Source organism: Campylobacter showae CSUNSWCD (assembly GCF_000313615.1).
GTDB classification, from domain to species: Bacteria; Campylobacterota; Campylobacteria; order Campylobacterales; family Campylobacteraceae; genus Campylobacter_A; species Campylobacter_A showae_A.
Map to the genome: position 1 here is coordinate 1 of NZ_AMZQ01000015.1, position 25554 is coordinate 25554.

28 protein-coding genes are annotated in these 25554 nt (G+C 42.4%); 5 read left to right on the forward strand and 23 right to left on the reverse strand.

Annotation, left to right across the window (positions count from 1 at the left end):
* Positions 1-45 precede the first annotated feature (45 nt).
* From CSUNSWCD_RS11800 to rpmH, 8 genes are all read right to left on the reverse strand, one after another.
* Complete coding sequence (locus CSUNSWCD_RS11800) at positions 46-315, reverse strand: DUF8095 domain-containing protein (RefSeq protein ID WP_009496498.1); 270 nt, start codon at positions 313-315, stop codon at positions 46-48.
* A gap of 39 nt (positions 316-354) precedes the next feature.
* On the reverse strand, positions 355-591 hold the full coding sequence (locus CSUNSWCD_RS11805) for a hypothetical protein (protein WP_009496665.1): 237 nt from the start codon (positions 589-591) through the stop codon (positions 355-357).
* Positions 592-672: 81 nt separating this feature from the next.
* Entirely contained in the window at positions 673-1992 is a 1320-nt protein-coding gene (gene mnmE, locus CSUNSWCD_RS09595) for a tRNA uridine-5-carboxymethylaminomethyl(34) synthesis GTPase MnmE (RefSeq protein ID WP_009496667.1), read from the reverse strand.
* Positions 1989-3131, reverse strand: a complete 1143-nt coding sequence (locus tag CSUNSWCD_RS09600) for a Jag N-terminal domain-containing protein (protein ID WP_009496669.1) — start codon at positions 3129-3131, stop codon at positions 1989-1991. The genes mnmE and CSUNSWCD_RS09600 overlap by 4 nt, the downstream gene beginning before the upstream one ends.
* Positions 3131-4681 (reverse strand): membrane protein insertase YidC, encoded by a 1551-nt coding sequence (gene yidC, locus CSUNSWCD_RS09605; RefSeq protein ID WP_034964820.1) that lies wholly within the window; start codon positions 4679-4681, stop codon positions 3131-3133. The genes CSUNSWCD_RS09600 and yidC overlap by 1 nt, the downstream gene beginning before the upstream one ends.
* A gap of 11 nt (positions 4682-4692) precedes the next feature.
* Positions 4693-5034 (reverse strand): membrane protein insertion efficiency factor YidD, encoded by a 342-nt coding sequence (gene yidD / locus CSUNSWCD_RS09610; protein ID WP_002946838.1) that lies wholly within the window; start codon positions 5032-5034, stop codon positions 4693-4695.
* A 2-nt stretch (positions 5035-5036) separates the two neighbouring features.
* Positions 5037-5381, reverse strand: a complete 345-nt coding sequence (gene rnpA / locus CSUNSWCD_RS09615; RefSeq protein WP_376826297.1) for a ribonuclease P protein component — start codon at positions 5379-5381, stop codon at positions 5037-5039.
* Entirely contained in the window at positions 5369-5503 is a 135-nt protein-coding gene (rpmH, locus tag CSUNSWCD_RS09620) for a 50S ribosomal protein L34 (RefSeq protein WP_002946826.1), read from the reverse strand. The genes rnpA and rpmH overlap by 13 nt, the downstream gene beginning before the upstream one ends.
* Before the next feature lie 135 nt (positions 5504-5638).
* On the opposite strand from rpmH, the gene CSUNSWCD_RS09625 reads away from it, so the two are divergent.
* Genes CSUNSWCD_RS09625 through CSUNSWCD_RS09635 form a run of 3 tightly spaced genes read left to right on the forward strand, consistent with a single transcriptional unit; the run spans position 5639 to position 7980 of the window.
* Positions 5639-6115 carry a GNAT family N-acetyltransferase gene (locus tag CSUNSWCD_RS09625; RefSeq protein ID WP_009496679.1) on the forward strand — a complete coding sequence of 159 codons (477 nt, stop codon included), beginning with the start codon at positions 5639-5641 and terminating at the stop codon, positions 6113-6115.
* Positions 6116-6154: 39 nt separating this feature from the next.
* Complete coding sequence (locus CSUNSWCD_RS09630) at positions 6155-6784, forward strand: uracil-DNA glycosylase (RefSeq protein WP_009496681.1); 630 nt, start codon at positions 6155-6157, stop codon at positions 6782-6784.
* Positions 6781-7980, forward strand: a complete 1200-nt coding sequence (locus CSUNSWCD_RS09635; RefSeq protein ID WP_009496682.1) for a hypothetical protein — start codon at positions 6781-6783, stop codon at positions 7978-7980. Before CSUNSWCD_RS09630 ends, CSUNSWCD_RS09635 begins: the two co-directional genes overlap by 4 nt.
* Here the strand turns inward: CSUNSWCD_RS09635 and CSUNSWCD_RS09640 are convergent.
* The 14 genes from CSUNSWCD_RS09640 to CSUNSWCD_RS09705 all read right to left on the reverse strand — a co-directional run bounded on the left by CSUNSWCD_RS09640 (position 7968) and on the right by CSUNSWCD_RS09705 (position 22068).
* Positions 7968-8366 carry a YbgC/FadM family acyl-CoA thioesterase gene (locus CSUNSWCD_RS09640; RefSeq protein ID WP_009496684.1) on the reverse strand — a complete coding sequence of 133 codons (399 nt, stop codon included), beginning with the start codon at positions 8364-8366 and terminating at the stop codon, positions 7968-7970. The genes CSUNSWCD_RS09635 and CSUNSWCD_RS09640 overlap by 13 nt on opposite strands.
* Positions 8367-8375: 9 nt before the next feature.
* Positions 8376-9398: a hypothetical protein gene (locus CSUNSWCD_RS09645; RefSeq protein ID WP_034964809.1), complete on the reverse strand. Its 1023-nt coding sequence runs from the start codon at positions 9396-9398 to the stop codon at positions 8376-8378.
* A 278-nt stretch (positions 9399-9676) separates the two neighbouring features.
* The gene (locus CSUNSWCD_RS09650; protein WP_009496690.1) at positions 9677-10204 is read right to left on the reverse strand and encodes a threonine/serine exporter family protein; all 528 of its coding nucleotides are present in this window, start codon (positions 10202-10204) and stop codon (positions 9677-9679) included.
* Positions 10197-10979, reverse strand: a complete 783-nt coding sequence (locus CSUNSWCD_RS09655) for a threonine/serine exporter family protein (protein ID WP_009496692.1) — start codon at positions 10977-10979, stop codon at positions 10197-10199. Before CSUNSWCD_RS09655 ends, CSUNSWCD_RS09650 begins: the two co-directional genes overlap by 8 nt.
* Complete coding sequence (locus CSUNSWCD_RS09660) at positions 10963-11442, reverse strand: DUF4149 domain-containing protein (protein ID WP_009496694.1); 480 nt, start codon at positions 11440-11442, stop codon at positions 10963-10965. Before CSUNSWCD_RS09660 ends, CSUNSWCD_RS09655 begins: the two co-directional genes overlap by 17 nt.
* Positions 11443-11452: 10 nt before the next feature.
* On the reverse strand, positions 11453-12265 hold the full coding sequence (gene prmC / locus CSUNSWCD_RS09665) for a peptide chain release factor N(5)-glutamine methyltransferase (RefSeq protein ID WP_009496696.1): 813 nt from the start codon (positions 12263-12265) through the stop codon (positions 11453-11455).
* On the reverse strand, positions 12255-13457 hold the full coding sequence (locus CSUNSWCD_RS09670; protein WP_009496698.1) for a M48 family metallopeptidase: 1203 nt from the start codon (positions 13455-13457) through the stop codon (positions 12255-12257). The genes prmC and CSUNSWCD_RS09670 overlap by 11 nt, the downstream gene beginning before the upstream one ends.
* A gap of 8 nt (positions 13458-13465) precedes the next feature.
* Positions 13466-14584 (reverse strand): hypothetical protein, encoded by a 1119-nt coding sequence (locus tag CSUNSWCD_RS09675; protein WP_009496699.1) that lies wholly within the window; start codon positions 14582-14584, stop codon positions 13466-13468.
* A gap of 3 nt (positions 14585-14587) precedes the next feature.
* Positions 14588-15961, reverse strand: a complete 1374-nt coding sequence (locus CSUNSWCD_RS09680; RefSeq protein ID WP_034964811.1) for a sodium-dependent transporter — start codon at positions 15959-15961, stop codon at positions 14588-14590.
* 439 nt (positions 15962-16400) lie between these two features.
* On the reverse strand, positions 16401-16556 hold the full coding sequence (locus CSUNSWCD_RS11810) for a hypothetical protein (protein WP_009496702.1): 156 nt from the start codon (positions 16554-16556) through the stop codon (positions 16401-16403).
* A gap of 276 nt (positions 16557-16832) precedes the next feature.
* A complete protein-coding gene (locus CSUNSWCD_RS09690; RefSeq protein ID WP_009496705.1) occupies positions 16833-18773 on the reverse strand; it encodes a BCCT family transporter in 1941 nt (646 codons plus the stop codon).
* 126 nt (positions 18774-18899) lie between these two features.
* The gene (locus CSUNSWCD_RS09695; protein ID WP_009496706.1) at positions 18900-20345 is read right to left on the reverse strand and encodes a DKNYY domain-containing protein; all 1446 of its coding nucleotides are present in this window, start codon (positions 20343-20345) and stop codon (positions 18900-18902) included.
* Complete coding sequence (locus tag CSUNSWCD_RS09700; protein WP_009496708.1) at positions 20342-21856, reverse strand: DKNYY domain-containing protein; 1515 nt, start codon at positions 21854-21856, stop codon at positions 20342-20344. Before CSUNSWCD_RS09700 ends, CSUNSWCD_RS09695 begins: the two co-directional genes overlap by 4 nt.
* Positions 21850-22068, reverse strand: coding sequence for a hypothetical protein (locus tag CSUNSWCD_RS09705; RefSeq protein WP_009496709.1), 219 nt, complete (start codon positions 22066-22068; stop codon positions 21850-21852). Before CSUNSWCD_RS09705 ends, CSUNSWCD_RS09700 begins: the two co-directional genes overlap by 7 nt.
* A 598-nt stretch (positions 22069-22666) precedes the next feature.
* On the opposite strand from CSUNSWCD_RS09705, the gene CSUNSWCD_RS09710 reads away from it, so the two are divergent.
* Positions 22667-24103 carry a catalase gene (locus CSUNSWCD_RS09710; protein WP_009496722.1) on the forward strand — a complete coding sequence of 479 codons (1437 nt, stop codon included), beginning with the start codon at positions 22667-22669 and terminating at the stop codon, positions 24101-24103.
* Complete coding sequence (locus tag CSUNSWCD_RS09715; RefSeq protein ID WP_009496724.1) at positions 24100-24588, forward strand: ankyrin repeat domain-containing protein; 489 nt, start codon at positions 24100-24102, stop codon at positions 24586-24588. The genes CSUNSWCD_RS09710 and CSUNSWCD_RS09715 overlap by 4 nt, the downstream gene beginning before the upstream one ends.
* 188 nt (positions 24589-24776) lie before the next feature.
* On the opposite strand, the gene CSUNSWCD_RS09720 is transcribed toward CSUNSWCD_RS09715, so the two are convergent.
* Positions 24777-25088, reverse strand: coding sequence for a hypothetical protein (locus CSUNSWCD_RS09720; protein WP_009496725.1), 312 nt, complete (start codon positions 25086-25088; stop codon positions 24777-24779).
* Positions 25089-25554 lie beyond the last annotated feature (466 nt).

Genomic DNA, 25554 nt, shown 5'->3' on the forward strand with positions numbered 1-25554 from the left:
AGCCCGCGTCTGCGTACTAGCTAGCTTGTCGTCGCTACAAAAAATTTAAAGTCTAGATTTTTGATCTCGGCGCTTTTGCCCTTTTTTTACTCCGATATCCATCAGGGTTGCGAAAAATTCGCTATTGTCGGCACTTTCTTTATCATAATAATTAGTTACGGCATGAGCTTTTACCGCCTTACCCGCCGCAAAACTCTCACATGCGGCGCCCGAGTTCGCACTAAAAACTACGCTTTCTAATATGCCGCCGCCAAACTGATAAAATTTGACCTTTTTAGCATTTCTTAGAGTCGCAAGCTTGTTTTTATCGCGCATATTTATGTACTGGTAGCCAAATTTTTCCTTATCGTTAAGCTACAAAACTATAAACGAACCCCCGTTTTGCGCGCACGTATCGCCAAGTTTCAAATTTTGACCGTCTTTTTTTATGAGCGCCATGCCGATGATATCGCCGTTTTTTTGCGCGTAGGTTGCGCTCAAATTTTCTGAGAAAAATGCGACATCGCCGACAGTACCGTCATTTTCTAGATATTTGATCCAGTCTGGTTCAGGCGATACTACGCTAGCCGTTAGATGATCCTGTGAAGGCATACAACCGCCCAGCAACGCAGCTAGAGCGGCTATAGATAAGATTTTTTCACTATTTTTTTCTTTTTTATAGAGTAAATTTCGTTATTTGCCGAGGCAAAAGTTGCTAAACATTTCGTCTAAAATTTCGCTTCTTTCAAACGGCCTCGTGATTGACGAGATTTGCTCTGTTGCCGTGTTTAACTCATAAGCAAAAAGCTCAAGTTCGGACTCGGCAAGCAAATTTAACGCTCTTTTTATCGCCTCGCTCGCCGCTTCGCAGCTTGAAATTTGACGAGTGGAATTTAGTAGTATCTCACTCGTCTCCTGCGCGTCGAGATAGGCTTTTAGGCTATTTATTATCTCGTCCGTTCCTTGCTTTGCGCAGATTTTTATCGGATTTTCGGGGCTTATAAATTTAACGCCGAGGTCGCATTTATTTAGGACGTAAAAAATCTTTTTTTGCGATTTTTTTAAAAGCTCCAAGATCTCGTTATCCTGCTCGTCCGCCTCCTGCGACGCGTCAAAAACAGCCAGTATGACGTCGGCCTCCTCGATAGCCCGTAGCGAATACGAAATGCCGATCTGCTCGATCTTGCCCGCGTTTTTGCGGATGCCTGCAGTATCGATGATGCGCACTAGATGAGTGCCGATTTTTAGTGCTTCTTCGATGCTATCTCTAGTCGTACCGGCCTCGTCGCTGATGATCGCTCGCTCGTAGGACAAAAGCGAGTTTAAAATCGAGCTTTTGCCGACGTTTGGCTTGCCTACTATCGCTATTTTAAAGCCCTCGAGTAGCCCTTTTCTACTCTGACTTATGGCTACGATTTTATCTAGTTTAGCACTGTTTTGTTGTAGCATTTGACTGATGCTCTCTAGCAAGTCAGCAGGCAGATCATCATCGGCGTAGTCGATGCTAGTCTCTACAAACGCCAGAGTTTTTACGAGTTCGGAGCGGATTTCATTTGCAAATTTAGCCAGATCTCCTCTCATCGTGCGAGCGATAATTTTTACGCTATCTTCGCTTTTTGCGTTTATGAGCGAGTTTATCGCCTCGATCTTGCTAAAATCCATCTTACCGTTTATGAGGGCGCGCTTACTAAACTCTCCGGCGCGCGCGGGTCTGGCGCCGTTTTTTATAAGCTCACCCAGGATCAAATTTGCCACCACTAGTCCGCCATGGAGTTGAAACTCCACTACGTCCTCGCCCGTGAAGCTATGCGGGGCCTTAAAGTAAATAAGTAGTGCTTCGTCGATGAGCTCGCCATCGGCGTAAATTTTAGTTAGAGTCGCGTAACGCGGGACAAGTGAGGTGATTTTGGTGAGTTTTAGAGCTAGGCCAAGGGCGTCCGCGCCGCTTAGCCTGATGATAGAGATCGAGCCTACGCCGTGTGCGGTGGCGACGGCGGCTATGGTCTCGTTCATTTTTTGATAAAGTCGTTCACGACTACGAACTGCCCGTCGCTATTTGACTTTACGCTTACGTATTTGTCGGGGAATTTTTCGCGCAGTTTTTCAAGAGCGATCTTAACCAAAACGCCGTCTAAAGACTTGGTTTTGGCCTTGCCCGTTTCCTCTACGCGCTCGATTATTCCCTTTAGATACTGATCGATCGCTGCTTCTTGATTTTGCAAAAATTGCGCGATCTCAAGGCGTACCGCAAGGCCGTATTTCGAGCTGATCCAGTTATAGAGCAGATACGAAATCGCCTTGTAGCGGTAGCCCTCCTTGCCGATGAGTAGCGCCGCATCCTCACCGTCAAGCTCGACTATCACGGTCTCGTCGTCAAATTTGCGCACGTCTATCTTGTTTATAGTAAAGAAATTTCCGCCAAAAAGCTTCTCTACACCCTGCTTTATCTCAGGCAGGACTTTCTCAATGTCGGCTTTTGGTTTTTGATCTTTTTGTTTCTGAGCCTGCACTCGATCAGCTCGGGAGTCTTGTTTTTCTTTTTTAGCTAAATTTGGCACGGCTTGCGTCAAATTTGCATCGCCGACAGATGCCTGCGAGCCTAAATTTTCGCCAGCTGCGGTTTTTTCATCGCCTTCGTAAAAGTCGTTTTTATTAAAGGTATCGATTATAGAGTGATCGAGGATGTTTTTGCCGCTATCTTTTTTAGGTTGTTCTTTTTTGTGCTGCTCTTTTTCTTTTGCTTGAGGCTCTTTTTGCGGCTGTGCTTCTTCAACCTTAGGCTCGTTTGCCGAGATCGCTTCGTTTTGCTTTGCCGCATGATTTTTGTGATGTTCGTGGCGATTTTTATGATTTTTTTTCTTTTCGCTTTTATGATTTTGCTCTTCGCCAGAGTTCTCTTTCTTCTTAAATTCCTTCTTTTTCTCGCCGCCGTTTTCTTTATGGGCGTTTTCGCGGGCGGCTTGAGGGGCTTTTTTTGCTTCTTTGTGCGCACCCTCTTTTACGGCTTCGATGATCGCCGTTTTTTTGAAAAATCCCAAAAAACCAGCGCTCGGGTTTTGTAAAATTTTAATATCAAGCTCCGTGACTGAGCACTTTAGCTCCTCGGCGGCTTTTTGAAAAGCCTCTTGTAAATTTTCAGCTTCAATTCGCATTAGGCCTTTACCTCGGCTTTCTTGTGCTTTTCAAAGAGTTTATTTACAAAAACTTGCTGAACAACTGAGCAGACGTTGTTTACGAACCAGTAAAGCGTAAGTCCCGCAGGGAAAGTCACAAAGAAAAACGTAAAGATAAGCGGTAAAAATTTCATTATCTTTTCTTGCATCGGATCGCTAAAGGTCGTCGGCGTTAGCTTTTGCTGAAGGAACATCGTCGCACCCATCAAAATAGGCAACACGAAATACGGATCCATCACCGAAAGGTCGTGTATCCAGAGTATCCACGGCGCCGCTTTTAGCTCGATCGCGTTTAGCAGTACGCGGTAAATCGCAAAGAAAATCGGGATCTGCATAAGTATCGGCAAGCAGCCGCCCATAGGGTTCGCGCCGTTTTTCTTATATAGCTCCATCATATGCATATTTAGCTTTTGCGGATCACCTTTGTATTTGGCTTGCAGCTCTTTTACCTTCGGCGCTAGATCTTTGAGCTTGTTCATCGATAGCATACCCTTGTAGGTTAGTGGGAAAAGCACGATCCTGATAACTAGCGTCAGAACGACGATCGCCCAGCCCCAGTTTCCGATATAGCTGTAAAGTAAATTTAAGAATACGAACATCGGCTTTGCTATAAAGGTAAACCAGCCGTACTCGATGACATCGACAAGCTCCTCATTGATCTGGCTTAGAGTAGCGTGGTCTTTGGCGCCGATGTAGCCTTTGGCTTTAAAATTTTGCTCACCTTTTACAAATATTACGGCATTACCTGCGCCATCTTTTGAAACGACGGGATTTAAAAGTCCGTCAAATTTAAAAAACAAAGCCGTGTAGTATCTGTCGCTAGCTGCGGCTATATTTACGTTATTAAAGCTCTCGGTCGCGTCTACGTCGCCGTCCTCGATGATAGTTAGCTTACCGTCGTTATGCTTAAGTAACGCGCCGTGGACGGTATAGCTGTCGATAGCGACGTTTGGACGAAAGCCCGGAGTTACGTAGTATTCGCCAGCACTCACGCTAAGATCCAGATCGTAGCTTCCGTTTGGATAAAATGTGATTTTTTTAGTTACGCTAGAGCCTTCCAAATTTTGCGTTAAAACTATGCTTTTTGGCTCGCTAGTTAAATTTATCTCGCTAACGTCGCTTGCGTAGGCTACTTTGAATGCTTGCTCGTTTAAAGCCTTATCGCTAAAGCGTACCTCAAGCGGCAGCGGCTGCGTGCCGGCTAGCTCTATGCGCTCACCCTCGGCGTTCTTGTATTTTTCGTCATTTAAATAAAATTTCGAAATCCTGCCCAGCTCGTCTATGCGCGCCTCAAAGTGTTCGCCCTTTATCACAGCGATCTCGCGGCTTTGAGTCGATGCGGCCTGCGGAGCGCTAGTGGCCGATGCGGTATTTGCGCTTGGAGCGGCATTTGCTTGGCCTGATTGCTGCGCTGTAACGGTTTGGTTTTGATCTAACGGCAAATTTTTAGGAATAAAAAAATAATCGTAAGCGATAAAAAAGATAAAAGATAAAACGGTCGCTAATAACACGCGTTTTTGAACTGACATATTGTCTAACACTATTTTTCCTTTTGAAAGTCTAAATTTTTAATAACGTAGAATTTATTTTTTTTATACGGGACGAACCAAAATGCGATATGTGATTTTAAATTTTGATTGGATATAAAAAAAGAGTTGAAATTTTTACTGATGACGGGATAGTCGATGCCGCCTTTAAAGAGTTGATTACAGCGTAAAATTCTAAAAATAACCGCAAAGAGTGCCGAAAAAAAGCCGTTAAATTTGAACTGCCAAACGGCAAATTCCGAGCAAGAGGGGTAGTATCTGCAAGACTTCGGAGTAAATTTGGAGATATAATCTTGATACGCTTTTATCAAAAATAAAATAGCTTGTTTTATCATTTTCATATGCCTGATTTTATACATCCGAGTTTTTTCATAGCCCAAGAGATATTTTTTTTGAGCTTTAAAAACGAGCTTTTATCTAGCCCGTTTTTAACGACTATCACATAAATGCCGTCCGCAAGCTCATTTGAAATCTCGACGACGACCGCTCGCAAAAGCCTTTTACATCGATTGCGAACGACGGCTTTGCCCACCTTTTTGCTGGCTACGACGGCTAATTTGTTTTCATTGCAAGGCTTAAAAAAGACTATCGCCTCCTCGCAGTGCCATTTGACGGCCTCTTTGTAGACGCTTGAAAACTCCTTTTGGCTACTTATAGAGCTAAATTTGCTTAAACGGCCAATCTTGCTCTGCCTTTTGCGCGTCTTGCGTTTAGCACTTTGCGACCGTTTTTAGTTTTCATGCGGACGCGAAACCCGTGAGTGCGTTTTCTAGGGGTTTTATGAGGTTGATATGTTCTTTTCATAAATTTTTCCTTATGGTGATTTTGATATAAGTCGGTGATTTTATCAACAAATCGCTTAAAATCCTTTTAATAAATTTTTAAACTTCGTTTTAAAATAATAAAAATATAATCGCTTATTAAAATTTAGGAGCAAATTTGCCTTATGTTATTAGAAAAGCCGTTAGAGCCGACGTCCCGGCCGTTTGCGAGCTGGTTAAAGAGCTAGCCAAATACGAAAAAATGAGCAACGAAGTAAAATTTACGCCCGAAATTTTTGCCGAGTCTGTTTTTGAGAAAAACTACGCCGAGATTTTAGTCTGCGAAACAGAGGGTAAAATCATAGCTTACGCCATATATTTTTATACGTTTTCCACGTTTTTGGGGCTTGGCGGGATGTATTTGGAGGATTTATACGTCCAAAAAGAGCATCGCAACAAAGGCATAGGAAAAGAGTTTTTTAGGCATCTAGCTCAAATTTGCAAGGACGAAAACCTCCAACGTCTCGAGTGGGCGTGCCTGCACTGGAATGAGCCCGGCATCAAATTTTACGAAAAAATGGGCGCGAAAAACCAGTCTGAGCAGTGGCGAAACTACCGCTTGGACGGCGAAAATTTAATCAAACTAGCGCTTTGATTTATCTGTTTTTAACGCCCTTTTAGATATCATCGCGCGATGAGTTACGCAAACGAAATTTTAAGAGAGCTTTACTATCTGAGGGCGTTCGGGTATAAATTTGCCGACTTTTCGCCTTCGTCCGCGGCCTTGCCAAGTAGCCTTGCCGAGCTAAACGCAAGCATCAAAGAGTGCAATCTATGCGAGCTTTGCAAGAGCGCAAACCACGCGCTAACGGGCCTTGGAGATAAAAGCGCTAAAGTAGTTTTCGTATTTGACGCGCCAAACGACGCCGAGGATGCGAGCGGAGAGTTTTTGGCTGGCGACGATAAGTTTTTTCAAAATTTAAACGAGCTAGCAGGACTTAAAAAGGATGAAATTTACGTCACTAGCCTGCTAAAATGCAAGCCCGCCGCCAAAACTCCGACAAACGCTTACGAGCTTTGCGAGCCGTATTTTAGCGCAGAAGCCCGCCTAGTCGCGCCAAAGCTCATCGTAGCGCTTGGCGAAGAGGTCTTTTACAAAATGATAAAACAAAGCGCGCAAAGCTTTGAAACCATAAGGGGAAACATAATGAAATTTAAACACTCGGCCCTGCTGGCGACCTACTCGCCTGCCGTCGTAGCGAAAAACCCAAGCAAAAAAGAGCTGTTTTTCAGCGATCTAAAAAAGATAAAAGAGTACCTATGAGAAAAATTTTAACCATTTTACTAATCTGCTCGGCGCTATTTGCCAGGAGTGACAAGCCCTCCGATATCCCGCCCGCAAGCGAAATTTATATAAATTTAGAACCCATCAAATGTAACGACACATGTTTATTAGAACTCGTTAGAGAGGGTCTTTTGCACAGCTTTTTGGCTCGCTACGAAGGCAGCTCCAATCAAGAAATTTTACAAGCCTTTAACGCGCTAAACGGCTCATACGTAAATGCCGGTACCGAGAGCCTGACGCCAAGCTCAAACGCCGAGTTTAAGATCGCCGTCATCATCCCGCAAGATAGCATAAAAAGCTACGCCGGCGTCGTCTCAAACGCGGTTATCGCCTACATAGTGAGGCAAAACGCCCCCATCGATGTTAAATTTTACAACATCGGCAACGAAGCCCCAAGCGCTATCGATGGCGCCCTAGCGCGCGCTAGAGGCGAAAATATCTCCTATATCATCGCGCCGTTTACGCCTGTGGGCGCAAAATATCTAAACGAGGCTTTAGATCCGTCTATGACGGCTTTCGTGCCGACCCTGCACATCTCTAGCGTCGATTCGCCACAGGATAATTTGATATTCGGCGGTATAGACTACAAAGGACAAGTTGAAAAACTGCTAAATTTTTCAAACAGCCAGGTTGCGGCTTTTTCTGACGGCAGCGCGCTAGGAGCGGCACTAAATCGCTACGCCGACGAGTTTAGCGGCGGACTAACCTACAAAAACGAGATCGCAAACGGCGTCACCGACCTAAAGTCAATGCTATCTGGCAACTCGAGACTAAGCGGCGCGACCGTTTTCCTAAACGTTCCGCTCGTGAAGGCCTCGATGGTGAGCTCTCAGATGCGCCTTTACGACGTCAAATTTAACGCCCTTTTAAGCACGCAGATAAACTACGCGCCGAGCATCTTTAAACTCATGCAACCGCAAGATAGAGAAAAGCTCTACATAGCCAACTCGATTTCTAAAACCGACGGCGCACTAGACTCAAACAACGAAATTTTGGGGCAAAATTTGAACTTTAACTGGGTGGGTTACTCCGCTAGCGTCGGACTCGACTACATCTACGCGACCTACCTAAATCGCGGCGCGCAGAGGCTTTTTAGCGAGAGTGTCGAGGACTCGCAGATCATCTATGACACGAAGGTTTTAAAAGCCGGCGAATACGGCTTTTACGAGCAATAAGAGGAGAGAAAATCAACTATCTCCTCGCTCATCTTGGCAGGTCTTAGGTTACTAACAAACGCAACCTCGACGTCAGCTTCAAAGACGAGCTCAGGCTCGCATTTGCTGCTTAAATTTGCGATTTTATAAATTTTTTGATTTATGAGCGCGGAGGCTTTTTTTAGGCTTGCCACGCTCGTTTTTACCTCGAGCAGATCGCCTAGGACGGCCGGTTTTTTAAATTTCGCCCGAATCTCGCTCACGACAAAATGCCCGTCCTTGCTAAAAGGCTTAACATCCGAGCCAAAAAACATCTCGCTGCGCGCCCTTTCGCAGTATTTTATATAGTTTGCATGATAGACTATGCCGCCAGCATCGGTATCTTCGTAGTAGATTCGTATTTTCAAGGCAGCTCCTTAGGCTTTTATATCAAGCCCTATTTTACCCGTTTTTCTTAAAAGCTCCATTATATCCGTCCCTTTTTCGCGTTCGACTTTCAGGAAATTTTCAAAGAATTCTCGTCTGATGTCTTTATCTACGTATGTTTTACTTTTACTAGTAGCCTGGATGGGTTTAAACGCTGTCGCCTCACTTGTGTTTTCCTTAAATTCAGCCCTGCCCTCAAGCAGATTTTGTATATCCAGACCCTTTTCTATCGCATCTCGCACGAATTTTATAAACGCCTTTTTGCTCTGCTCGTCCTTATACTCGATACTCTCAAGCTCCCTAAACTCCACGGGAGCCTTGTTTTTATTAATGACTATCGCGATATTTTCGCCATTCACGGATATTCTTTCCGCGCCGCTCTCGCCCAGACGCTTCAGCACGGTATATTCAGCCCACCTATCCTTAAACTCGTCCACGCTCATATTGGAGTCGAGGATTTCCATCCCCTTATTCCCTGCATTATATTCTATGCCCAAAAATGGGTATTCGTGGTTTATGTATTTTTTCGCAAATTCATCGACATTGGTCGTATCGTATCCCACCAAATCCCGAGTAAGTTTATCGAAACCAAACGCCCCACTACTATTTATAAATTTCTTCAGATTTTCCGCTTCGCTCCTACTAAAAGAGCCGTCTAATCCACTTATCTTACCCCATACGCTTATCTTTTCATCCAGAGTATATCCGCTCAGAGAAAATATGCCTCGTATATTAGCTGGTGTGCCGGGCGGGAGCTTTTTTATCTCCCTGATGGCCGCTTCCATCTCTTTAATGTTAAAGTCTACGTCAATTCTGTTTGAATTTGATACGTTTTCGCTATTTTTTGGGTTCGCTTGATTTGTCGAATTTAGCTGCGCGACCTCCATATTCGAAGCCTGATTGGAGGTTAAATTTATAGCCTCTTTTTCCTCGTGTGCTTTTAAATTTCGCTCGTGAGCGCTACTAAGATCATAATTCATATTTGCACTAAATCCATTTATGCTGCTTATCATATTAATCCTTTAAAACGAGTTTTAAGCTATATCGGCAAATTTGAGAAAAAATTTAGGGTAAAGATAAGAAAGGCTATCAAATTTAGCCCCTATTTCGAGAGCTAAATTTGATCCAAATTTGACGGATTGCCAAATTTTAACAAAACAATTAGCGGAAGTATTTTAAGATGGATTTAAATGTTGCGACGAAAATTTTGTCCCAAGACTAGACATGCAGTCTGTCGCAGGGCAAAATTTTCTAGCTCATTTAAAGACGCTTAAAAGATGCCGCGCAAAATTTACTTTTCGCTGGGCTTTCTCGTCACCAGATCGCACTTGGCGCCGCGGGTAATCATCAACGACTGATCGTAAAATAAAATAAGCACCACAGAAACGCCCACGCCAAGCGCTAGCGAGACCGTCGTGGTCGTGATCGCGTTATCGAAAAATATAATTAGGTATTCGTTTTTCTTAGCGATATCAGGCTCGTTTAGAAAAGAAAACAGCGCCAAGATGCCTTTATACGCATAGACTCCCGGCACCATCGGCAAAAGCGCCGGAAATGCGATGATCTCGGCCGGCACTTTGAGCCGTTTGGCAAAGAGCATACCCAATATTCCGCTTAAAAATGAGACGATAAGGGTGGCTACGCTGATGTTAAAAAACCCCATCTGCATGATCCAAAAGCGGCTAGCGTGCGCAAACGCCGCAAGCAGCGCGCAAAAGGCGAGAGTTCTTTTAGGCGGCGAGCTAGCATAGGCAAAGCCAAGCCCTGCCACCGCGGCAAAAGCGCCGTCTATGAGCGTCGCAGTCAAAAGATCAAACATGTAAAATCTCCGCGCTACTAAGCGAGAGCGTGATATAGACGCCCACCGCTATGCAAAGTATCAGGATGCCTGTACTCACGGCTCTGCTGATACCTACAAGCGTGTTGTCGTTTATGATATCAAAGACCGAGTTTATGAGAAAAACGCCCGGCATCAAAAAGAGTATCGACGAGCCGATCGCAACGTCGCTAGTGTGCGTAAAGCCATAAAATACGCCAAGATAGGCGATAAAAGATACGACAAACGAGGTCAAAACGTACTGGATTTTTAAATTTACGCCCATTTTAGCAAGCGCAAATTTGAGACTATAGCCAACCAGAGTCGCGAAAAATACGCAAGCTACCGAGCCCATATCGCCGCCAAAAAGCTTGCAAAACGCCGCATTTGCAAAGCTAATCAAGACAAGCGAGCTGGCAAATTTATTCGCGCCTATACGCATGACGCCATCAAACTGCTCTTTGGCTTCATCAAGACTCAAATTTTCATCCAATATCCGCCAGCTAAGCGACGAAAGCTCGGAAATACGGTTAAAGCTCACCTGCCCTATCGGGATCTTTTTCACGTAGGTTCGGCGAAGAGAGTTGTCGGCTGAGTCCATAACGCTAATGGTAAAATATTTCACAAAAATGGTCACGCTAACATCAAAGCCGTAGTGCTTAGCTATGCGGTCGACGCACTTTTCTACGCGCGCAGTGTATGTGCCAGCGCTCACCATTGCTGTTGTGTATTCGGCGAGGAAATTTGTTAAGATTTGGATATCAGGCTTGGCGTTCATCTTGACTGATCTTAAATTTCACAAAAAACAAAATGAGCTGCAGAACAAGCATCACTTTCATCACATATTCGCTAGCGCTATGCATCTTAGCAAACTCCGCTGTCTGCGTCGCCTCTGCGCCAAGACTTTGAGAGTGCACGATAAAAGGTGTAAAGATAAAGACAAAGCTTAGCGCTAAGGCTAAATTTAAAAATGAGAGCATAAATGTGCTAAATTTCAGCGAAAATGCGAGCTTTTTTCTTATATCAAAGAGCTCGCTAACTGCCACAAATGCGCTTACAAGTAGCAAAATGTAGTTAAATTTTAAAAATATCTTAGTCATCATCTGTCCGCTCATAAAATGCGTAAGCACTCCCTCGCCTATGATGCTTTGTGGGAAAAATATGACTGGTGCGACCAAAATTCCAAGCGTTAGCTCAGTGCCGATCACCGCCGCTAATAGTAAAAAATATATGCTTTTCAAATTCTCTCCTTTATAGTTTTAATCTTGCGCAAAAACCCCTATCAAAGCCCGCCAAGTCCTTGTAAAAAGTGCCCTCATAGCCACTAAATTTTAGCGCCATCTCCATGCTCGCTCTTTGATCATAGCCAATCTCGCAGGCGATATGTTTTATGCTGCGATTTCTAGCGATAAGGATGATATTTTTTAAAATTTCATCACCCACTTCGCCGCCAAATAGCGCCTCATGCGGCTCGTTTATCACAAATTTATCAAGTTTATAATCCTGCGCGATATATGGCGGATTGGACACCAAAATGTCGATATCACCTGAAATTTCATCGATGTATGAGCACTTTACAAACTCTATCTTCTCGCTTACATTAAATTTAAGCGCATTTTTTTTGGCTAAATTTAGCGCCTTTTCGTTTATATCGGTGGCTACTATTTTGGCGTTTGTTTTAAGAGCAAGCATGACGCTTATTATCCCGCTACCAGTGCCGATCTCAGCGATCTTTGGCACTTCATACGAGCTTGCGATCTCTAGCACTTTATCGACTAAAATTTCAGTCTCCGAGCGAGGTATCAAAACCCCACTTTCTACATCAAACTCCAGCCCATAAAAGCCAGCCTTGCCAGTTATATATTCAAGCGGCTCATAGTTTTCAAAGCGCTTTACAAGGGCAAAGTAGCCGTTCTCGTCAAATTCGATCTTTTGGTTTAAAAATATCCACTCTACACTCACATCAAGGTAGCTCATGAGCAATATTTTAGCCACCCTGCTTGGGTTTTCACAAAGCGGCTTAAGCCTTAAATTTGCCTGCTTTAAAGCCTCTTCAACTCTCATTTTCTAGCTCATTTATCCGCTCAAAGAGGCTTGGGTGCGAGTGATAAACAAATGAGTAAAGCCAGTGCGACTTTGGAAACGCTTTGTTTTCGCTACCAAGCTTGGTTAGGGCGTTTATCATGTCGGTTTTGTTTGAAATTTCTTTTGAAAACCTATCTGCGCCAAATTCATTTTTACGGCTAAAATATGAGATGATAGGCGAGAAAAGAAAGCTAAAAATAGGCGAGAAAAGCACCAAAAAGATGATGATACTAGCGCCGTTTTGTCCAAGCCCTATCGCCTCGTAAGCACCTACGCCCACATTTCCAAAGATGAAAAATAGACAAAAGAGCATAACCGCACTTAGCGCTATCATTTTTATGATGTCTTTATGCTTAAAGTGCCCAAGCTCGTGACCCAAAACCGCCACGATCTCCTCGGTGCTTAGCTTTTTTATGAGCGTGTCAAAAAGCACCACTCGCTTTGTCGCTCCAAGCCCGCCAAAATAGGCGTTTAAGCGGTTGTCACGCTTGCTAGCGTCTATCGTAAAGACGCCACTACTTTTAAAGCCGCATTTTGCAAGCAGACCCTCTATCTTGCCTTTTAGTTCGCCATCTTCAAGCAGCGACATCTTATTAAAGATAGGTGCAATGAGTGTTGGGTATATCAAATTTATAATTAAAGCGATGCCAAAACTTAGCAAAAATGCCCAAAACCACCAAAAATTTCCAAGAAAATTTATACATAAAAGCACGAGCCAGACAAAGGCCGAGCCAAAAATGAGCATAAGAGCTAGTGACTTAATGCTATCAAGCAAAAATATCTTTGCGCTCATATTTGAAAAACCAAGTTTTTTATCTTTAACAAAGCTCTCATAGATGCTTAGCGGTAGATCAAGAAGCGATGAGATCAGTAAAAAGCTCATCACAAATATGATATTTTCAAACGTAGTACCATCTTTTAGGCAAGCGTCTGAGAGCATTTTTAACCCAAAGCTGATCCACGCAAAGAAAATGATAGCGTGGTAGATGAGGCTAAAAATTTCAAATTTTTGATTTGTCACGGCGGCAACTGCGGCGTTTTTGTATTCGTTCGCTTCAAGCACCACTGGCTCATTTTTAGCCTGCGCTCTTACAAAGCTGATCTGTAAATTCGCTAAAAAAAGCTTAAAAATCACATAAAAAATGTAGATAAATAAAAGTGTATAAAACATATTCTCCCTTAAATTTCATAAAGACTAAAGCAACCATAGTCCGTTCTAACTGCGAGCTTGCCATCTATAAATTTAGCCTCGCAGCTCTTTACGACATGATCTAGCGTAAATTCCGCCATCACATCGCCACTTTTTAGATTGGCGGCGTATGCCCTGCTTTGATCTATCACTACAAGCTTACCAGCTTTGCTGTCTAGGCAAAATTCGCTCGCTCTTAGGTATTCGTCCTTTATCCAAGGCTGCTTTGAGACTTTTGCGCTTTTGATATCTACGCAAAATAGCTTGTTTTCAAGATACTTTCTAACTAAAAGTGTCTTTTTGTCTAAAAAGCAAATTTTATCAAGCGCTCCAAATTCAGCCGCTATGACACTTAAAATTTCGCCATTTTTTGCGTTTAAAATTTGCACTTCGTTCTCTTTGGTGCAAAGCGCAAGCATGCTAGCATCAGCGTTTAGCGCCGCACAAAGTATCGGTGTGTAGCTTTTTTCGCTGCATTTATACTCGCCGATCTTTGAAATTTTGCCATCTCTAAAAGCAAAAATTTGCCCAAACATACCAAAAACTGCCACCCCATTTGAAGCACAGATAAAGCTTGCTATCTCGCTACTTCGCTTGAGATTTTGCTCGGCTGAAATTTGGCGAAATTTAGCATTACTTGGCTCAAAAATGTAAATTTCATGATCAAGGTCTAAAAGTAAATTTTCATCCACACGCTGGGCGTCCCACGCAAGCGGCTTTGGCAAGGCAATCTGCTCTTTTATAAGGCCATTTTTATCAAGCCTAACCAAAAGATCATCCAGCATGCCACCATCTTTTTGTCCGCCACTTTTATAAACGTAAATTTCATCTCTCACACTTGCAAACGAGAGCGCACCAGTGTATCCACCGCCGATATAAACGTGCATGCTCGCTTCTCCTGCCTTTGCTTCGCTATCTTGCAGGACAAAGCCCTTTTTTAGGCTCTCCCACTCTTTTTTGACGCAGGCTTTTTTGGCCTCTTGCTCGCTTGCAAATTCTTTCTTAGTCTGCTTTGTTTTAGCGCATTTTTGGCTCACGCTAACTAAAGCTTTATCCTCTACGCTAAGTCTTAGGCGCTCAGTGCTATCAAAATTTACAAGCTCTCGCATATTTTACTTCAAAAAGTTGTCGTAAAAACTACTGATAAATAGCACCAAAATGACAAAAGGCACGATAAATTTGATGTAGAAAAACCAAATATTTATAAGTTTTGCGTATTTTTCGCTGCCTTGCAATATCTCTTTTTTAGCCTCATCTTTTAGCACCCAGCCAACAAATACAGCACATCCAAGCGAGGTTAGCACGAAAAATATCGTCGCGCTTATCGCGTCGTATGCGTCAAAGATATTTTTACCAAAAACCGTGACGTGGCTTAGCAAATTTGTAGCCATTAGTGATGGTAAATTTCCTAGCACGAAAATAACGCTAAGCACTAAAAATATCGCTTTTTTGCGCTTTATCTTAAATTTCTCTTGCAGCGTAGTAATGATCACTTCATATATCGGTAACGACGTCGTAAGCGCAGCGATCATAAGAAGCGCGAAAAACGCCACCGCAAAAAATCCACCAAACGGCATGTGCGAAAAGACGATCGGAAGCGACTTGAAAACTAGGCTAGGACCGCTATCTGGCGAGACGCCGTAGCTAAAAAGCGACGGAAATATCATAAAGCCAGCAAGCACGGCTATGACGGTGTTTAAGACGCCTGTGATGATAGAAATTTTAACTAGCCCTTCGTCTTTTTTCACAAAACTTGAGAGCGTTATCATCACGCCAAATCCAAGTGAGAGCGCAAAGAAAACCTGCCCCAAAACATCGACAAAAAGCTTTAAATTTATCTTTGAAAAATCAGGCGTTAAGTAGAATTTCACGCCATCCATCGCGCCATCAAGAGTGATGTTTTTAGCGATCATGACGAGCATTAAGATAAAAAGAAGTGGCATTAGATATTTTGCTGAGCGCTCGATGCCGCCAACTGCACCTTGCACCAAGATAGCGTAGTTTACAAGCACAAAAACAAGGGTCGCAAAGCTGATGGCTAGCGGGTTGCTGACGATATTTTGCTCGTAAAATGCGCTAGTTTGCTCAAAGCTCACGATATGCGAGAGATCAAGCAAACCAAATGAAATTTGAGCGATATAGTTTAAAACCCAGCCTCCGATAACCATATAATAAGCCATGATGCCAAATGCGCCAACAAGCCCCATCCAACCGACTATCTGCCACTTTTTGCTGATCTTTTTGCCATTTATCGTGCCGCCAAATGCGTCTACGGCGTTGCATTTTAGGCGCCTACCGATGGCGTTTTCAACCAAAATCATAGGAATACCAATGACTATCATCGCTATGCAAAACACAAGAACATAGGCCCCGCCGCCGTTTTGACCGACTAAGTAAGGAAACCGCCACGTCGCACCAAAGCCGACCGTAGCCCCTGCAACAGCTAAAATATATGTAAGTCTTGAACTCCACGATCTTCTATCCATGCTATCTACCTTTGTGAAAAATAGGGATTATATAAAAAAATTGATTAAATTTTGCTAGCGGCAGGCGATGTTTGCGTGTAAATTTGGCTTTTTTGCTAAATTTAAGGACTTTTATGTGCCGATTTTTTATCTTTGCAGGGTAAATTTAACTCTGTTAATACAAAACACCAAATTCTACATACCCCTCCATCGCAATAAGCAATATCCAACCCTCTTTAAGGCTGCAAAAATAGTGATGTTGCGCGATATTTTCAACAATAAATTTTAAAAAATCATAAAAGCATTCAGGCGCAAATTCAAGCTCTACGCTTGTTAGACCATCACCGACATAGCCTATCTCACTGCTTAAAATTTTACTTTGAACACTTGGATACGAGCTTAGAAAATTTTTAATATCAGCGAAATTTTCATAATCAGCCGTTTTATAATCTTTTAAATTTTACAAAAGCGGTTTTGAGCCGACAAAGGTAAAATTTCGCTCTATAAAATTTGCTATATCATCGCTTTTGTGCCATTTTTGACCCAAATTTGACAAAAAAGCAAGCATCTCATCATCAGTTGAGATGAAATTTGAAACTGGATTTTTCTCGCTCATTTGTCTCCTTTTTGTAAAGTCTCTACACCTTTGTAAAAGAGGGATTATATAAAAATTTATGGTGGTTTTATATTTTTTAGTGACAGTTAGCGAGCAAATTTTAAAATTTCATGAGCGAGTAATTTCGGCTCTAAAATTTGAGCTAAGCGGCAAGCGAAGCCAAATTTTAGTAGTCAATTCTTGCGAGTGAATGGAATTTTAAAATTTGCAAAAAGTTCAGTTAAATTTATAAATTTGCCTAGAAATTTTCACATTCCAGGCAAATTTTACTCAAATTTACCTTCTCACAACGTGTAAAAACTGCATATGTTTGCGGTATTGCTCGATGACGTCATTTATCAGCGTCGCTTCGCTCCAACCAAGCACGTCGTAGTCCTGACCGCCCTCTTTTAGATAGACTTCAGCCCTGTAGTAAAGATCATCGCCGTCAAGCTCTCTGGTGTAGTCTGGGCTATGGCTCTTGGTGAGATAGACGCCATATCTAAAGTCCATCTCGTCGCCAAGTCCGACATTTAAATTTACGAAATTTTCGCCATTTGTGACCTTTGCTTCAAGGCCGTTTTTGGCAAATTCCTCTTTTAGCTCGTTAAAGGCTTTTAGCACGACTTCGTTTAAAAATTTCTTGCCATCTTTCTTGCCTGGCAGCATAATGATCGCACTTAGGCGCTCTTGCCACGGCTTTGAAAGATCACTGATAGGCATGTTACTAAAGTTATTTGTCTCTTTTTTGGTTAGATCCACACGTAACGCCTTAAATAGCCCGTAAATGGCGCCAAGTAGCACTATGGCAAACGGCAACGCCGTAGTTATCGTAAGTGCTTGAAGCGAGCCAAGGCCGCCGGCTAGCATCAAAAATGCCGCCACGACGCCCACCGTAACGCCCCAAAAGACCTTTTGCCAAACTGGTGTATCATCCTTGCCGTTTGAGCAAAGCATGTTCATCACGATCGCCGCTGAGTCGGCCGAAGTGATGAAAAATATGACGATCATAAAGACTGCGATCGTGCTTAGCAAGCTTGAAAAGCTAAATTTTTCTAAAAACATAAAAAGCGCCGAAGCCGAGTCGGAATTTACGGTCGTTGCAAGCTCGCTAAATCCGCCCTGAACAAGCGCGATCGCCGAGTTGCCAAAAAAGCTCATCCAGGCAAATGTAAAGCCGGTTGGCACGAAAAGTACGCCGATCACAAATTCTCTTATCGTCCTGCCCTTTGAAATTTTGGCGATAAACAGCCCCACAAATGGCGACCAAGATAGCCACCAAGCCCAGTATAGCAGCGTCCAACCGCCAAGCCAGCTCTCGTTTTGCCTCTCATAGGCGTAGAGGTTAAAGGTGTTTGAGATGAGCGTAGAGATGTAGTCGCCGCTGTTTTGCACAAACGACTTTAGAAGCTGCGTCGTATCGCCCAAAAATAGTATCAAAAACATAAAACATATAGCTAGCGCAATATTTGAGTTTGATAATATCTTGATGCCCTTATCCACGCCGCTTGCCGCTGAGATAGTAGCTGCAAAACAAAGCACGATAAGAAGCGTGATATGCATAGTCGGCAGGCCAAAAACGTGCGTAAGGCCCGCATTTACCTGAAGTACACCGTATCCTAGCGATGTCGCCACGCCAAAAAGGGTCGCTACGACGGCAAATGTATCGATGGCACTACCTATCTTGCCGTAAATTTTATCTCCGATGATCGGATAAAACGCCGATCTAAGCGTGAGTGGCAAGCCGTGTCTATACGAGAAAAAGGCTAGAATTAGCGCTACGATAGCATAAACTGACCATGCGCTCATGCCCCAGTGAAAGAAGGTGATATTCATCGCAAGCTTCTGCGCTGCGATAGTTTGTGCGTCGCCGAGCGGCGGGTTTAGATAGTGCATGAGCGGCTCGGCCACACCAAAAAACACAAGTCCGATGCCCATGCCAGCGGCAAAAAGCATAGAAAACCACGAGATATTTTTGTGCTCTGGCTTTACGTGATCAGCTCCTAGCTTGATCTCGCCAAGCTTACTAAAGCCAAGAATGATGACGCTTAGCAGTATGACGGCAACGACTAGGATGTAAAACCAGCCAAATTTCGCTGCGATGTAGTTTTGCATACCCTTAAAAAACTCATTTGAGAAATTTGGAAATATCGCTGCAAAAGCCGCTATTAAAAATATGACAATAAGCGATGGGATAAATACTGAGTTGTTAAATTTAGACCTTTGAAATTTAAACATTTTTCTCCTTTTTGTAAATTTCAGCTTCCCTTTAAAATAACAAAAAAGAGTAAATATGTCAAATTTTCTCTTTAAATTTTTTATGAAATTTTAAGCTTTAGCCACCAGAAATAGCCACTTTGAAATTTATCTCAAGTCGCTTTTATCTCTCTTTGGTTTTGCAAGAGTTGTTAGCACTATGACGACAAAAGCGATGCCAAATGTGATATACAAAATGATCTTTGGCGAGTCATACTCTATCCTCGACCTTGCGACCTCTTCGCCGCTTGCCTCCACTAGCTCGCCGCGCTTTATCATATCGCTGATATCTTTTGCGCTAAGCTCTTTAGACGCTCTTGTTAAAATTTCTATGACGCCAAGGTCGGCCACCTCATAAACGCTACGCTTTATGCCATAAAATGGCTTTATCTTACTAAAAAAATAGAGCTTATCGCCATTTGCATAAACTGCGCCATACTCGCCATCTCTTACCAGCCCTACCTCACGCCAAGATGAGCTTGGGGCAAATTTATATAAAGAGACAGTTTGCGCCTCTAAATGCCTGCCATGCTTTGAGCGCCGCCACTCTTCGCCTTGCTGTAAGAAATACGCCAAGCCATCATCTACAAAAACGTCAGCATAGAGCCTTTTTAGCTCGCCTTTTAGCTGGTAGTCTGAAATTTTAGCCTGCTCGTTTTTACTGCCATCCCAAAAGTAAATTCCATCTTTACTGGCAAAAAGAGGCCAAAACGAGTGCACGTTATCCACGCTATAAATGGCGCTATAAGGCATATTTTGAGCGTTAAATTTATGCTCATTTGCAAACACAGCCCCACTTTTTGGCTCAAAAAGATATTCTATATCATGCTTTGGGTCATAGCATATCCGGCGCGTCTCATCTGAATAGCTTGCATCAAGCCTATAAAAGCCCATAAACAAGCTTTTGCCGTCTGTATAATATCCGCTAGGAGCGCCATTTTCTGCCGTGATGTATCTTAGCTCGTTAGGCTGCGCGTCAAGCTTTTCGCCCTTGTAGTAAAGCGTGCCACCATCTCTTGCAAAGCCAGCGTCAAATATAGGCTCTAAATTTGCACTTTCAACTCGCTTTGTCCTATAAAAGTATGAGCTATCATCGTAGCTTTTTATAAAGACGTGAGCGACGCTTTTCATAACGGCGATAAATTCATTAAATCCCGCCTTTTTCTCGCTTCTAGTGCTGCAATAATAGCTTATCTTGCCGTCACTTATATAGCCATTGCCAAGCACTTTGGCGCTCTTTGGATCAAGACCAGGCAAAATTTCTCTAGCGCAATAGACACTATTTTTATCAGCCGCCACGTTTGAGTAGTCATACGCATGTTCTAGCTTTAAAACCCTAAAACTAGCCTCATCAATGCCTTTTAGCTCATACTTGCCGCTACCTGAAATTTGAACGTAAATTTTACCCTCAGGTGAGCGGTAAAACTCGCTACTATCTATGTTTGCAAAGTCTCTTTGATACTCGCCCTCATGCCATAGATAAAGCATCGCCAAAACGAAAAATAGCGTCAAGATGACTAAAAAATAAATAAATCTAATAGCAATTTTTCTCATAATCTATAATCATCTACCCTTTTTTTAAGCTTTTTTGCTTGCTTTTTATTTTTAAAAATGGCGCCAACTACCGAGACTACAAATGCAATGGCAAGAAATATCCAGTAGGCATATTTTTGCGAGTAATCATCAAAGTCGCTTATCGCATCGATCACCACCTCGCCCTCAGCTGGCGTCATAGCGCCTTGATCTACCATTTTTACTATCTCTTCAAGTTTTAAATTCTTAACATCTGAGCCATAAGGACGAGTGAGGATTTCAACCACGCTAAGGTCGTTTATATCATAAACACTGCTGTTAAAATGCCAACCGTAGCCGACGTTATCAAAATAATATGTCTTATCGCCGTTTGCATAGACTGCTCCGTAGCTATCATTTCTTACAAGACCTATCTTTCGCCACTGCTCTTTTGTATCAAGCCTAACGATACACGTGTGGCGTGAGCTTAGGCTGTGATCATTTTTCGTGTTGTGCCAAATTTCATAGGTTTTTAGAAAATATGTCTTGCCGTCATTTATCACCACGTTGCCATATAGCGGCGTTATCTCGCCTTTAAACGGATCATCTCCGTCTCTTACAAACTCGCCCTCATCTATGCTGTTATACCACTGCCACTTTCGCTCCCAGTGATAGATACCGCCCTTGCCACGAAAGAGCGCATGATAGGAGTGCTCGTCTTCTAGGTTAAAAAGCGGCTCGTATGGGGCAAATTTTGGGTCAAATTCGTGATCATTTGCATAGACCATGCCAGAATTTGGCTCATAAAGATAGTGAATGCGCCATATCTCGCCGATATCACGCATTTGCGGGTTAAATTTGATCCCTAGTTTTGTGCTGTCATAATAGACATTTTCTCCGTCAGTCGTAAAATGTATGCTCTTTCTGCCAGATGCCTGCTCGATATATCGCATTTTGCTAGCATTTGCGCCCTCTAGCTCTTTGCCCTCATGATAGACCTTTACGCCGTCACTTGCATAGCCAAATCCCAAGATCGCAGCTAAATTTGTGCTATCAACCTGTCTAAATTTATAGATATAAGTTTGCGCTTTTGGGGTGTTAAACATTTTATGTGAGACGATGTCCCAAAACTCTTTAAATGCGGATATTTCAAGGTTTGTCTCGCTTACGCTATCGCAAAAATATGTTATCTTGCCATCACCAAAATAGCCATTGCCAAGCGCTCTAACGCCATTTGGATCAAGTCCGCTCATCACGAAGTTGCCACAATATACCGCCTCATCGCTAGCGCCAACATTTCTGTTGTCGTATTTGCCAGTGTCAATATATCTAAATTTGCTGGCTCTCACGCCTATTAGCTCAAATTTACCCCCACTTGGTACCATAGCATAGACCTTATCATCTTTGACGTAAAAAAAGCTATTATTTAACTCTTTACTATCGCCAATGTCGTCATCTAAAATAGTAGCTAACCCAAAGATAAAAAAATAGATAGCAAAAAATATCACAACTATGGCAAGTAATGTGGTGATTAGCGGATGTTTTTTTAGCATTTTAGCTCCTTGGCGATCTCAAACACTTCAAAATAGTCGTTTTCAAGCTCTTCTAGCTCGTTATAAAGCGCAGCATGGCCTACTTCTTGATAAATTTTAGAGTCGCTTGCTAGCAAAACGCCGCTATTTTCATTTATGCTAAAATTGATACCGTTTAAAATTTCATCTGCGCCATTTTTTTTACTAACGTCTATCAGGTCATTTAATACCATTTTCTCTCATTTTTAAAATTTTTCGCGATTATATCAAAAGCGAGCTAAAACCAAATTTTGTTATAATCGCAGCATAAATTTATACTTTTAAGCAAGCGCTTTATGAATCTTTCTATGAAAAAATTATTAATTCCTATATTTTTTAGAGACAGTCTTAAAAGTAACGATACAAAAGACGCAATAGAGTAAACCGATCACCGGCAAATATTTATTTTGGCTCAATTAAACTTAAGAAATTCTCTTTCTTTTTCCTTTTAAATTTAGATATTCTACGCTTAGTACGAGTTAAGTTGAATTAAAACCTCTTTTCTTTTAGTTCAATAGCGTTATTTTCAAATTTTAGTCAAATTAGATGCTTTTGATACTTCTATATCCATAGGCTACGTACTTATTTTTACTTCGCTACGTTTGTTATTTTTAAGAACGCAGCTCTCATCGCAACCTACTGCTTCTTTGAATGTAGTTAAGTTATAGATAGCTTTTTTCTATAGCTCCAAATTTATAAAATTATTTATTAGTAATTTTTATTATTTAAGAAAAATTTTATTCTAAATAAGTATAATTCCAAAATAACATTTTTTATTAAAAAGGAAAAAATATGAAAAAACTAACTACCACTTCAGGCAATCCGATAGCCGACAATCAAAACTCGCTCACTGCTGGCAGCCGTGGCGGCATAATGCTGCAAGATTATCAACTACTTGAAAAGCTAGCCCACCAAAACAGAGAACGCATCCCGGAAAGAGCCGTCCATGCAAAAGGTAGCGCTGCGTACGGTACTCTAGAGATCACGCACGATATCTCACGCTATACGAAAGCAAACGTCTTGCAAAAAGGCGAGAAAACGAGGCTGTTCCTGAGATTTTCTACCGTAGCCGGAGAGGCCGGAGCGGCTGATGCCGAGCGCGACGTAAGGGGCTTTGCGATTAAATTTTACACAAAAGAGGGCAACTGGGACTTAGTCGGCAACAACACTCCGATTTTTTTCATCAAAGATCCGTATAAATTTCCCGATTTCATCCATACTCAAAAACGCGACCCGCGCACGCATCTACGCTCAAACGAAGCCGCTTGGGATTTTTGGAGTTTGAGCCCTGAAACTATGCATCAAGTTACGATTTTAATGAGCGACCGCGGCATACCTGCTAGCTACCGCCATATGCATGGATTTGGCAGCCACACCTATAGCTTGATAAATGACAAAAACGAGAGATTCTGGGTCAAATTTCACTTCAAAACTCGTCAAGGCATTAAAAATTTAACCAACGATGAAGCCGCGCAAATAATCGCAAAAGACAGGGAGAGCAACCAAAGAGACCTCTTTGAAAATATAGAAAAAGGAAATTTTCCAAGTTGGGATTTTAAAATCCAAATAATGACCCAAGATCAGGCAAAAAGCGTCAAATTTAACCCGTTTGACCTAACCAAAACATGGTCGCATAAGGAATTTCCGCTTATCGACGTTGGCGTCATGACACTAAATGAAAATCCTAAAAATTACTTCAACGAAGTAGAGCAAGCCGCATTTAGCCCGTCAAATATAGTCCCTGGTATCAGCTTTAGCCCCGATAAAATGCTTCAAGCAAGAATCTTTAGCTATCCGGACGCTCAAAGATATCGCATAGGCACGCACTACGCACAACTAAGCGTAAATCGTCCGATAAGCGAAATAAACACCTACGTCACGGGCGGCGCGATGAATAACGGAATGTACGAACTCGACGATAAAGCCTACTATGAACCAAACAGCTTTGGTGGCGGCAAAGAGGATAGAAGCCTGCTAGAGCCTGATATAAATTTAGAAGGCGCAATGCAAAGATACGACCATAGAGCTGAGGATCAGGATTATTACTCGCAACCCAGAGCGCTTTTTGCTCTAATGAACGACAGCCAAAAATCACAGCTTTTTAGCAATATTGCAGAGAGTATGGCTAGTGTGAGCGAAGCGATAAAAGAGCGTGCGATAGGGCACTTTGAGCAAATCTCGCCAGAGTACGCAAACGGCGTCAGAGCTGCGCTAAAGGCTAAAATTTGACAAATTTAACGCAGGCTGAAGAGCAAAGATATAGCGAACTTTGCGCCATGGCGCTTGATTTTGCGAGGCAAGACGAAGCAGACGAGCTAGAAAAGATGATAAAGGCGGGGCTTAGCGTAAATTTAAAATCAGCCAAAGGCGATACGCTTTTGATGCTGGCTAGCTACAACAATGCTCTAAATACCGTAAATATGCTACTCTCAAACGGCGCTAGAGTAGATGAACGCAACGACCGCGGGCAAACTCCGCTTGCGGGCGCTGCGTTTAAGGGGTACTTAGACATAGTAAAAGCGTTAGTTAACGCCGGAGCCGATATCGAAGCAAATAATGGTCTAGGTATGACGCCATGCACCTTTGCGGTGATGTTTGGTAGAAGCGAAACGGCAAAATTTTTACTTAGCAAACGTAAAAAAGAAAATATATTTCAAAAACTAGCGATTAAATTTTTAGAAATTTTTGGTAACAAGAGCGCAAAAACCGCCTAAATTTGACTCATTTACAACCTTCTAAACTCCGTCTGATTTAAGGCGGGGTTTAGAAACTTTAACACAGGCAACTAAAGATAGGAAACGGTAGCGTATTTTGCAAATTCGTTCAATTTAAGCAACAGCATGTGCAAGGCTGATTTGCGGCGATTACGCAAGCTTGTAAAGGGTTAAATTTAGCGGCTCCGTTAGTCCAAAACGCCAAATTCTACGTATCCCTCCATTGCGACGAGTAAAATCCAACCCGCCTCGGGAGCGCAAAAATAGCGATGCTCTGGGATGTTTTCAACCGTAAATTTTAAAAATCGTAAAAACAACTCGGGGGCAAATTTGACCCCTGTGCTGCTTAGATTGTCGCCAGTGTAGCTTACCTCGCCGCTTAAAATTTTAATTTGGATATTTGGATTTGAGTTTAGAAAGTTTTTAATATCGGCAAAATTTTTATAATCAGCCGTTTTATAATCTTTTAAATTTTTGCAAAACCGGTTTTGAGCCGGCAAAAGTAAAATTTCGCTCTATAAACTCCGATCCGTCGTCGCTAATACGCCACTTTGGGTCCAAATTTGACAAAAAAGCGAGCATCTCATCACCCGCTGAAATAAAATTTGAAACGGGATTTTTCGGACTCATTTGTCTCCTTTTGCGAGATTGCCGTAAATTTTATAAAAACGTAAATTTTAGCAAGCCGCTTGCTTGTTTATTTCACACGCTAAACTCGCGGCAAAGAATTCGCAAAAACCGTAAATTTAAACAAAAAGGCGTTATATCTTGAGATGATTTTTGAAGTTGCGACGTAAAAATAAAACGGAGCAGACCGGTCGTCCGTGAGTATTCATTTTTACTAGCCCTTCAAAAAGCGCTCAAAAAACTACTCAAAAGTCACGGCGAATTTAAAATTTATCTAAAAAATGCAAAAGATATTATATCTTGGAGAGATTTTAAGAGTTACGAAGCGAAAAATAGGCG

Excerpts from the sequence above, each read along its gene's own strand:
- rpmH (WP_002946826.1), bottom strand. The coding sequence starts at position 5,503 with ATGAAAAGAACATATCAACCTCATAAAACCCCTAGAAAACGCACTCAC.
- CSUNSWCD_RS09675 (WP_009496699.1), bottom strand. The coding sequence starts at position 14,584 with ATGCGAGAGCTTGTAAATTTTGATAGCACTGAGCGCCTAAGACTTAGC.
- CSUNSWCD_RS09710 (WP_009496722.1), top strand. The coding sequence starts at position 22,667 with ATGAAAAAACTAACTACCACTTCAGGCAATCCGATAGCCGACAATCAA.
- yidD (WP_002946838.1), bottom strand. The coding sequence starts at position 5,034 with ATGATAAAACAAGCTATTTTATTTTTGATAAAAGCGTATCAAGATTAT.
- CSUNSWCD_RS09635 (WP_009496682.1), top strand. The coding sequence starts at position 6,781 with ATGAGAAAAATTTTAACCATTTTACTAATCTGCTCGGCGCTATTTGCC.
- CSUNSWCD_RS09645 (WP_034964809.1), bottom strand. The coding sequence starts at position 9,398 with ATGATAAGCAGCATAAATGGATTTAGTGCAAATATGAATTATGATCTT.
- mnmE (WP_009496667.1), bottom strand. The coding sequence starts at position 1,992 with ATGAACGAGACCATAGCCGCCGTCGCCACCGCACACGGCGTAGGCTCG.
- CSUNSWCD_RS11800 (WP_009496498.1), bottom strand. The coding sequence starts at position 315 with ATGCGCGATAAAAACAAGCTTGCGACTCTAAGAAATGCTAAAAAGGTC.
- CSUNSWCD_RS09700 (WP_009496708.1), bottom strand. The coding sequence starts at position 21,856 with ATGCTAAAAAAACATCCGCTAATCACCACATTACTTGCCATAGTTGTG.
- yidC (WP_034964820.1), bottom strand. The coding sequence starts at position 4,681 with ATGTCAGTTCAAAAACGCGTGTTATTAGCGACCGTTTTATCTTTTATC.
- CSUNSWCD_RS09690 (WP_009496705.1), bottom strand. The coding sequence starts at position 18,773 with ATGTTTAAATTTCAAAGGTCTAAATTTAACAACTCAGTATTTATCCCA.
- prmC (WP_009496696.1), bottom strand. The coding sequence starts at position 12,265 with ATGAGAGTTGAAGAGGCTTTAAAGCAGGCAAATTTAAGGCTTAAGCCG.
- CSUNSWCD_RS09630 (WP_009496681.1), top strand. The coding sequence starts at position 6,155 with ATGAGTTACGCAAACGAAATTTTAAGAGAGCTTTACTATCTGAGGGCG.
- CSUNSWCD_RS09695 (WP_009496706.1), bottom strand. The coding sequence starts at position 20,345 with ATGAGAAAAATTGCTATTAGATTTATTTATTTTTTAGTCATCTTGACG.
- CSUNSWCD_RS09680 (WP_034964811.1), bottom strand. The coding sequence starts at position 15,961 with ATGGATAGAAGATCGTGGAGTTCAAGACTTACATATATTTTAGCTGTT.
- CSUNSWCD_RS09670 (WP_009496698.1), bottom strand. The coding sequence starts at position 13,457 with ATGTTTTATACACTTTTATTTATCTACATTTTTTATGTGATTTTTAAG.
- CSUNSWCD_RS09650 (WP_009496690.1), bottom strand. The coding sequence starts at position 10,204 with ATGTTTGATCTTTTGACTGCGACGCTCATAGACGGCGCTTTTGCCGCG.
- CSUNSWCD_RS11805 (WP_009496665.1), bottom strand. The coding sequence starts at position 591 with ATGCCTTCACAGGATCATCTAACGGCTAGCGTAGTATCGCCTGAACCA.
- CSUNSWCD_RS09705 (WP_009496709.1), bottom strand. The coding sequence starts at position 22,068 with ATGGTATTAAATGACCTGATAGACGTTAGTAAAAAAAATGGCGCAGAT.
- CSUNSWCD_RS09600 (WP_009496669.1), bottom strand. The coding sequence starts at position 3,131 with ATGCGAATTGAAGCTGAAAATTTACAAGAGGCTTTTCAAAAAGCCGCC.
- CSUNSWCD_RS09655 (WP_009496692.1), bottom strand. The coding sequence starts at position 10,979 with ATGAACGCCAAGCCTGATATCCAAATCTTAACAAATTTCCTCGCCGAA.
- CSUNSWCD_RS11810 (WP_009496702.1), bottom strand. The coding sequence starts at position 16,556 with ATGAGCGAGAAAAATCCAGTTTCAAATTTCATCTCAACTGATGATGAG.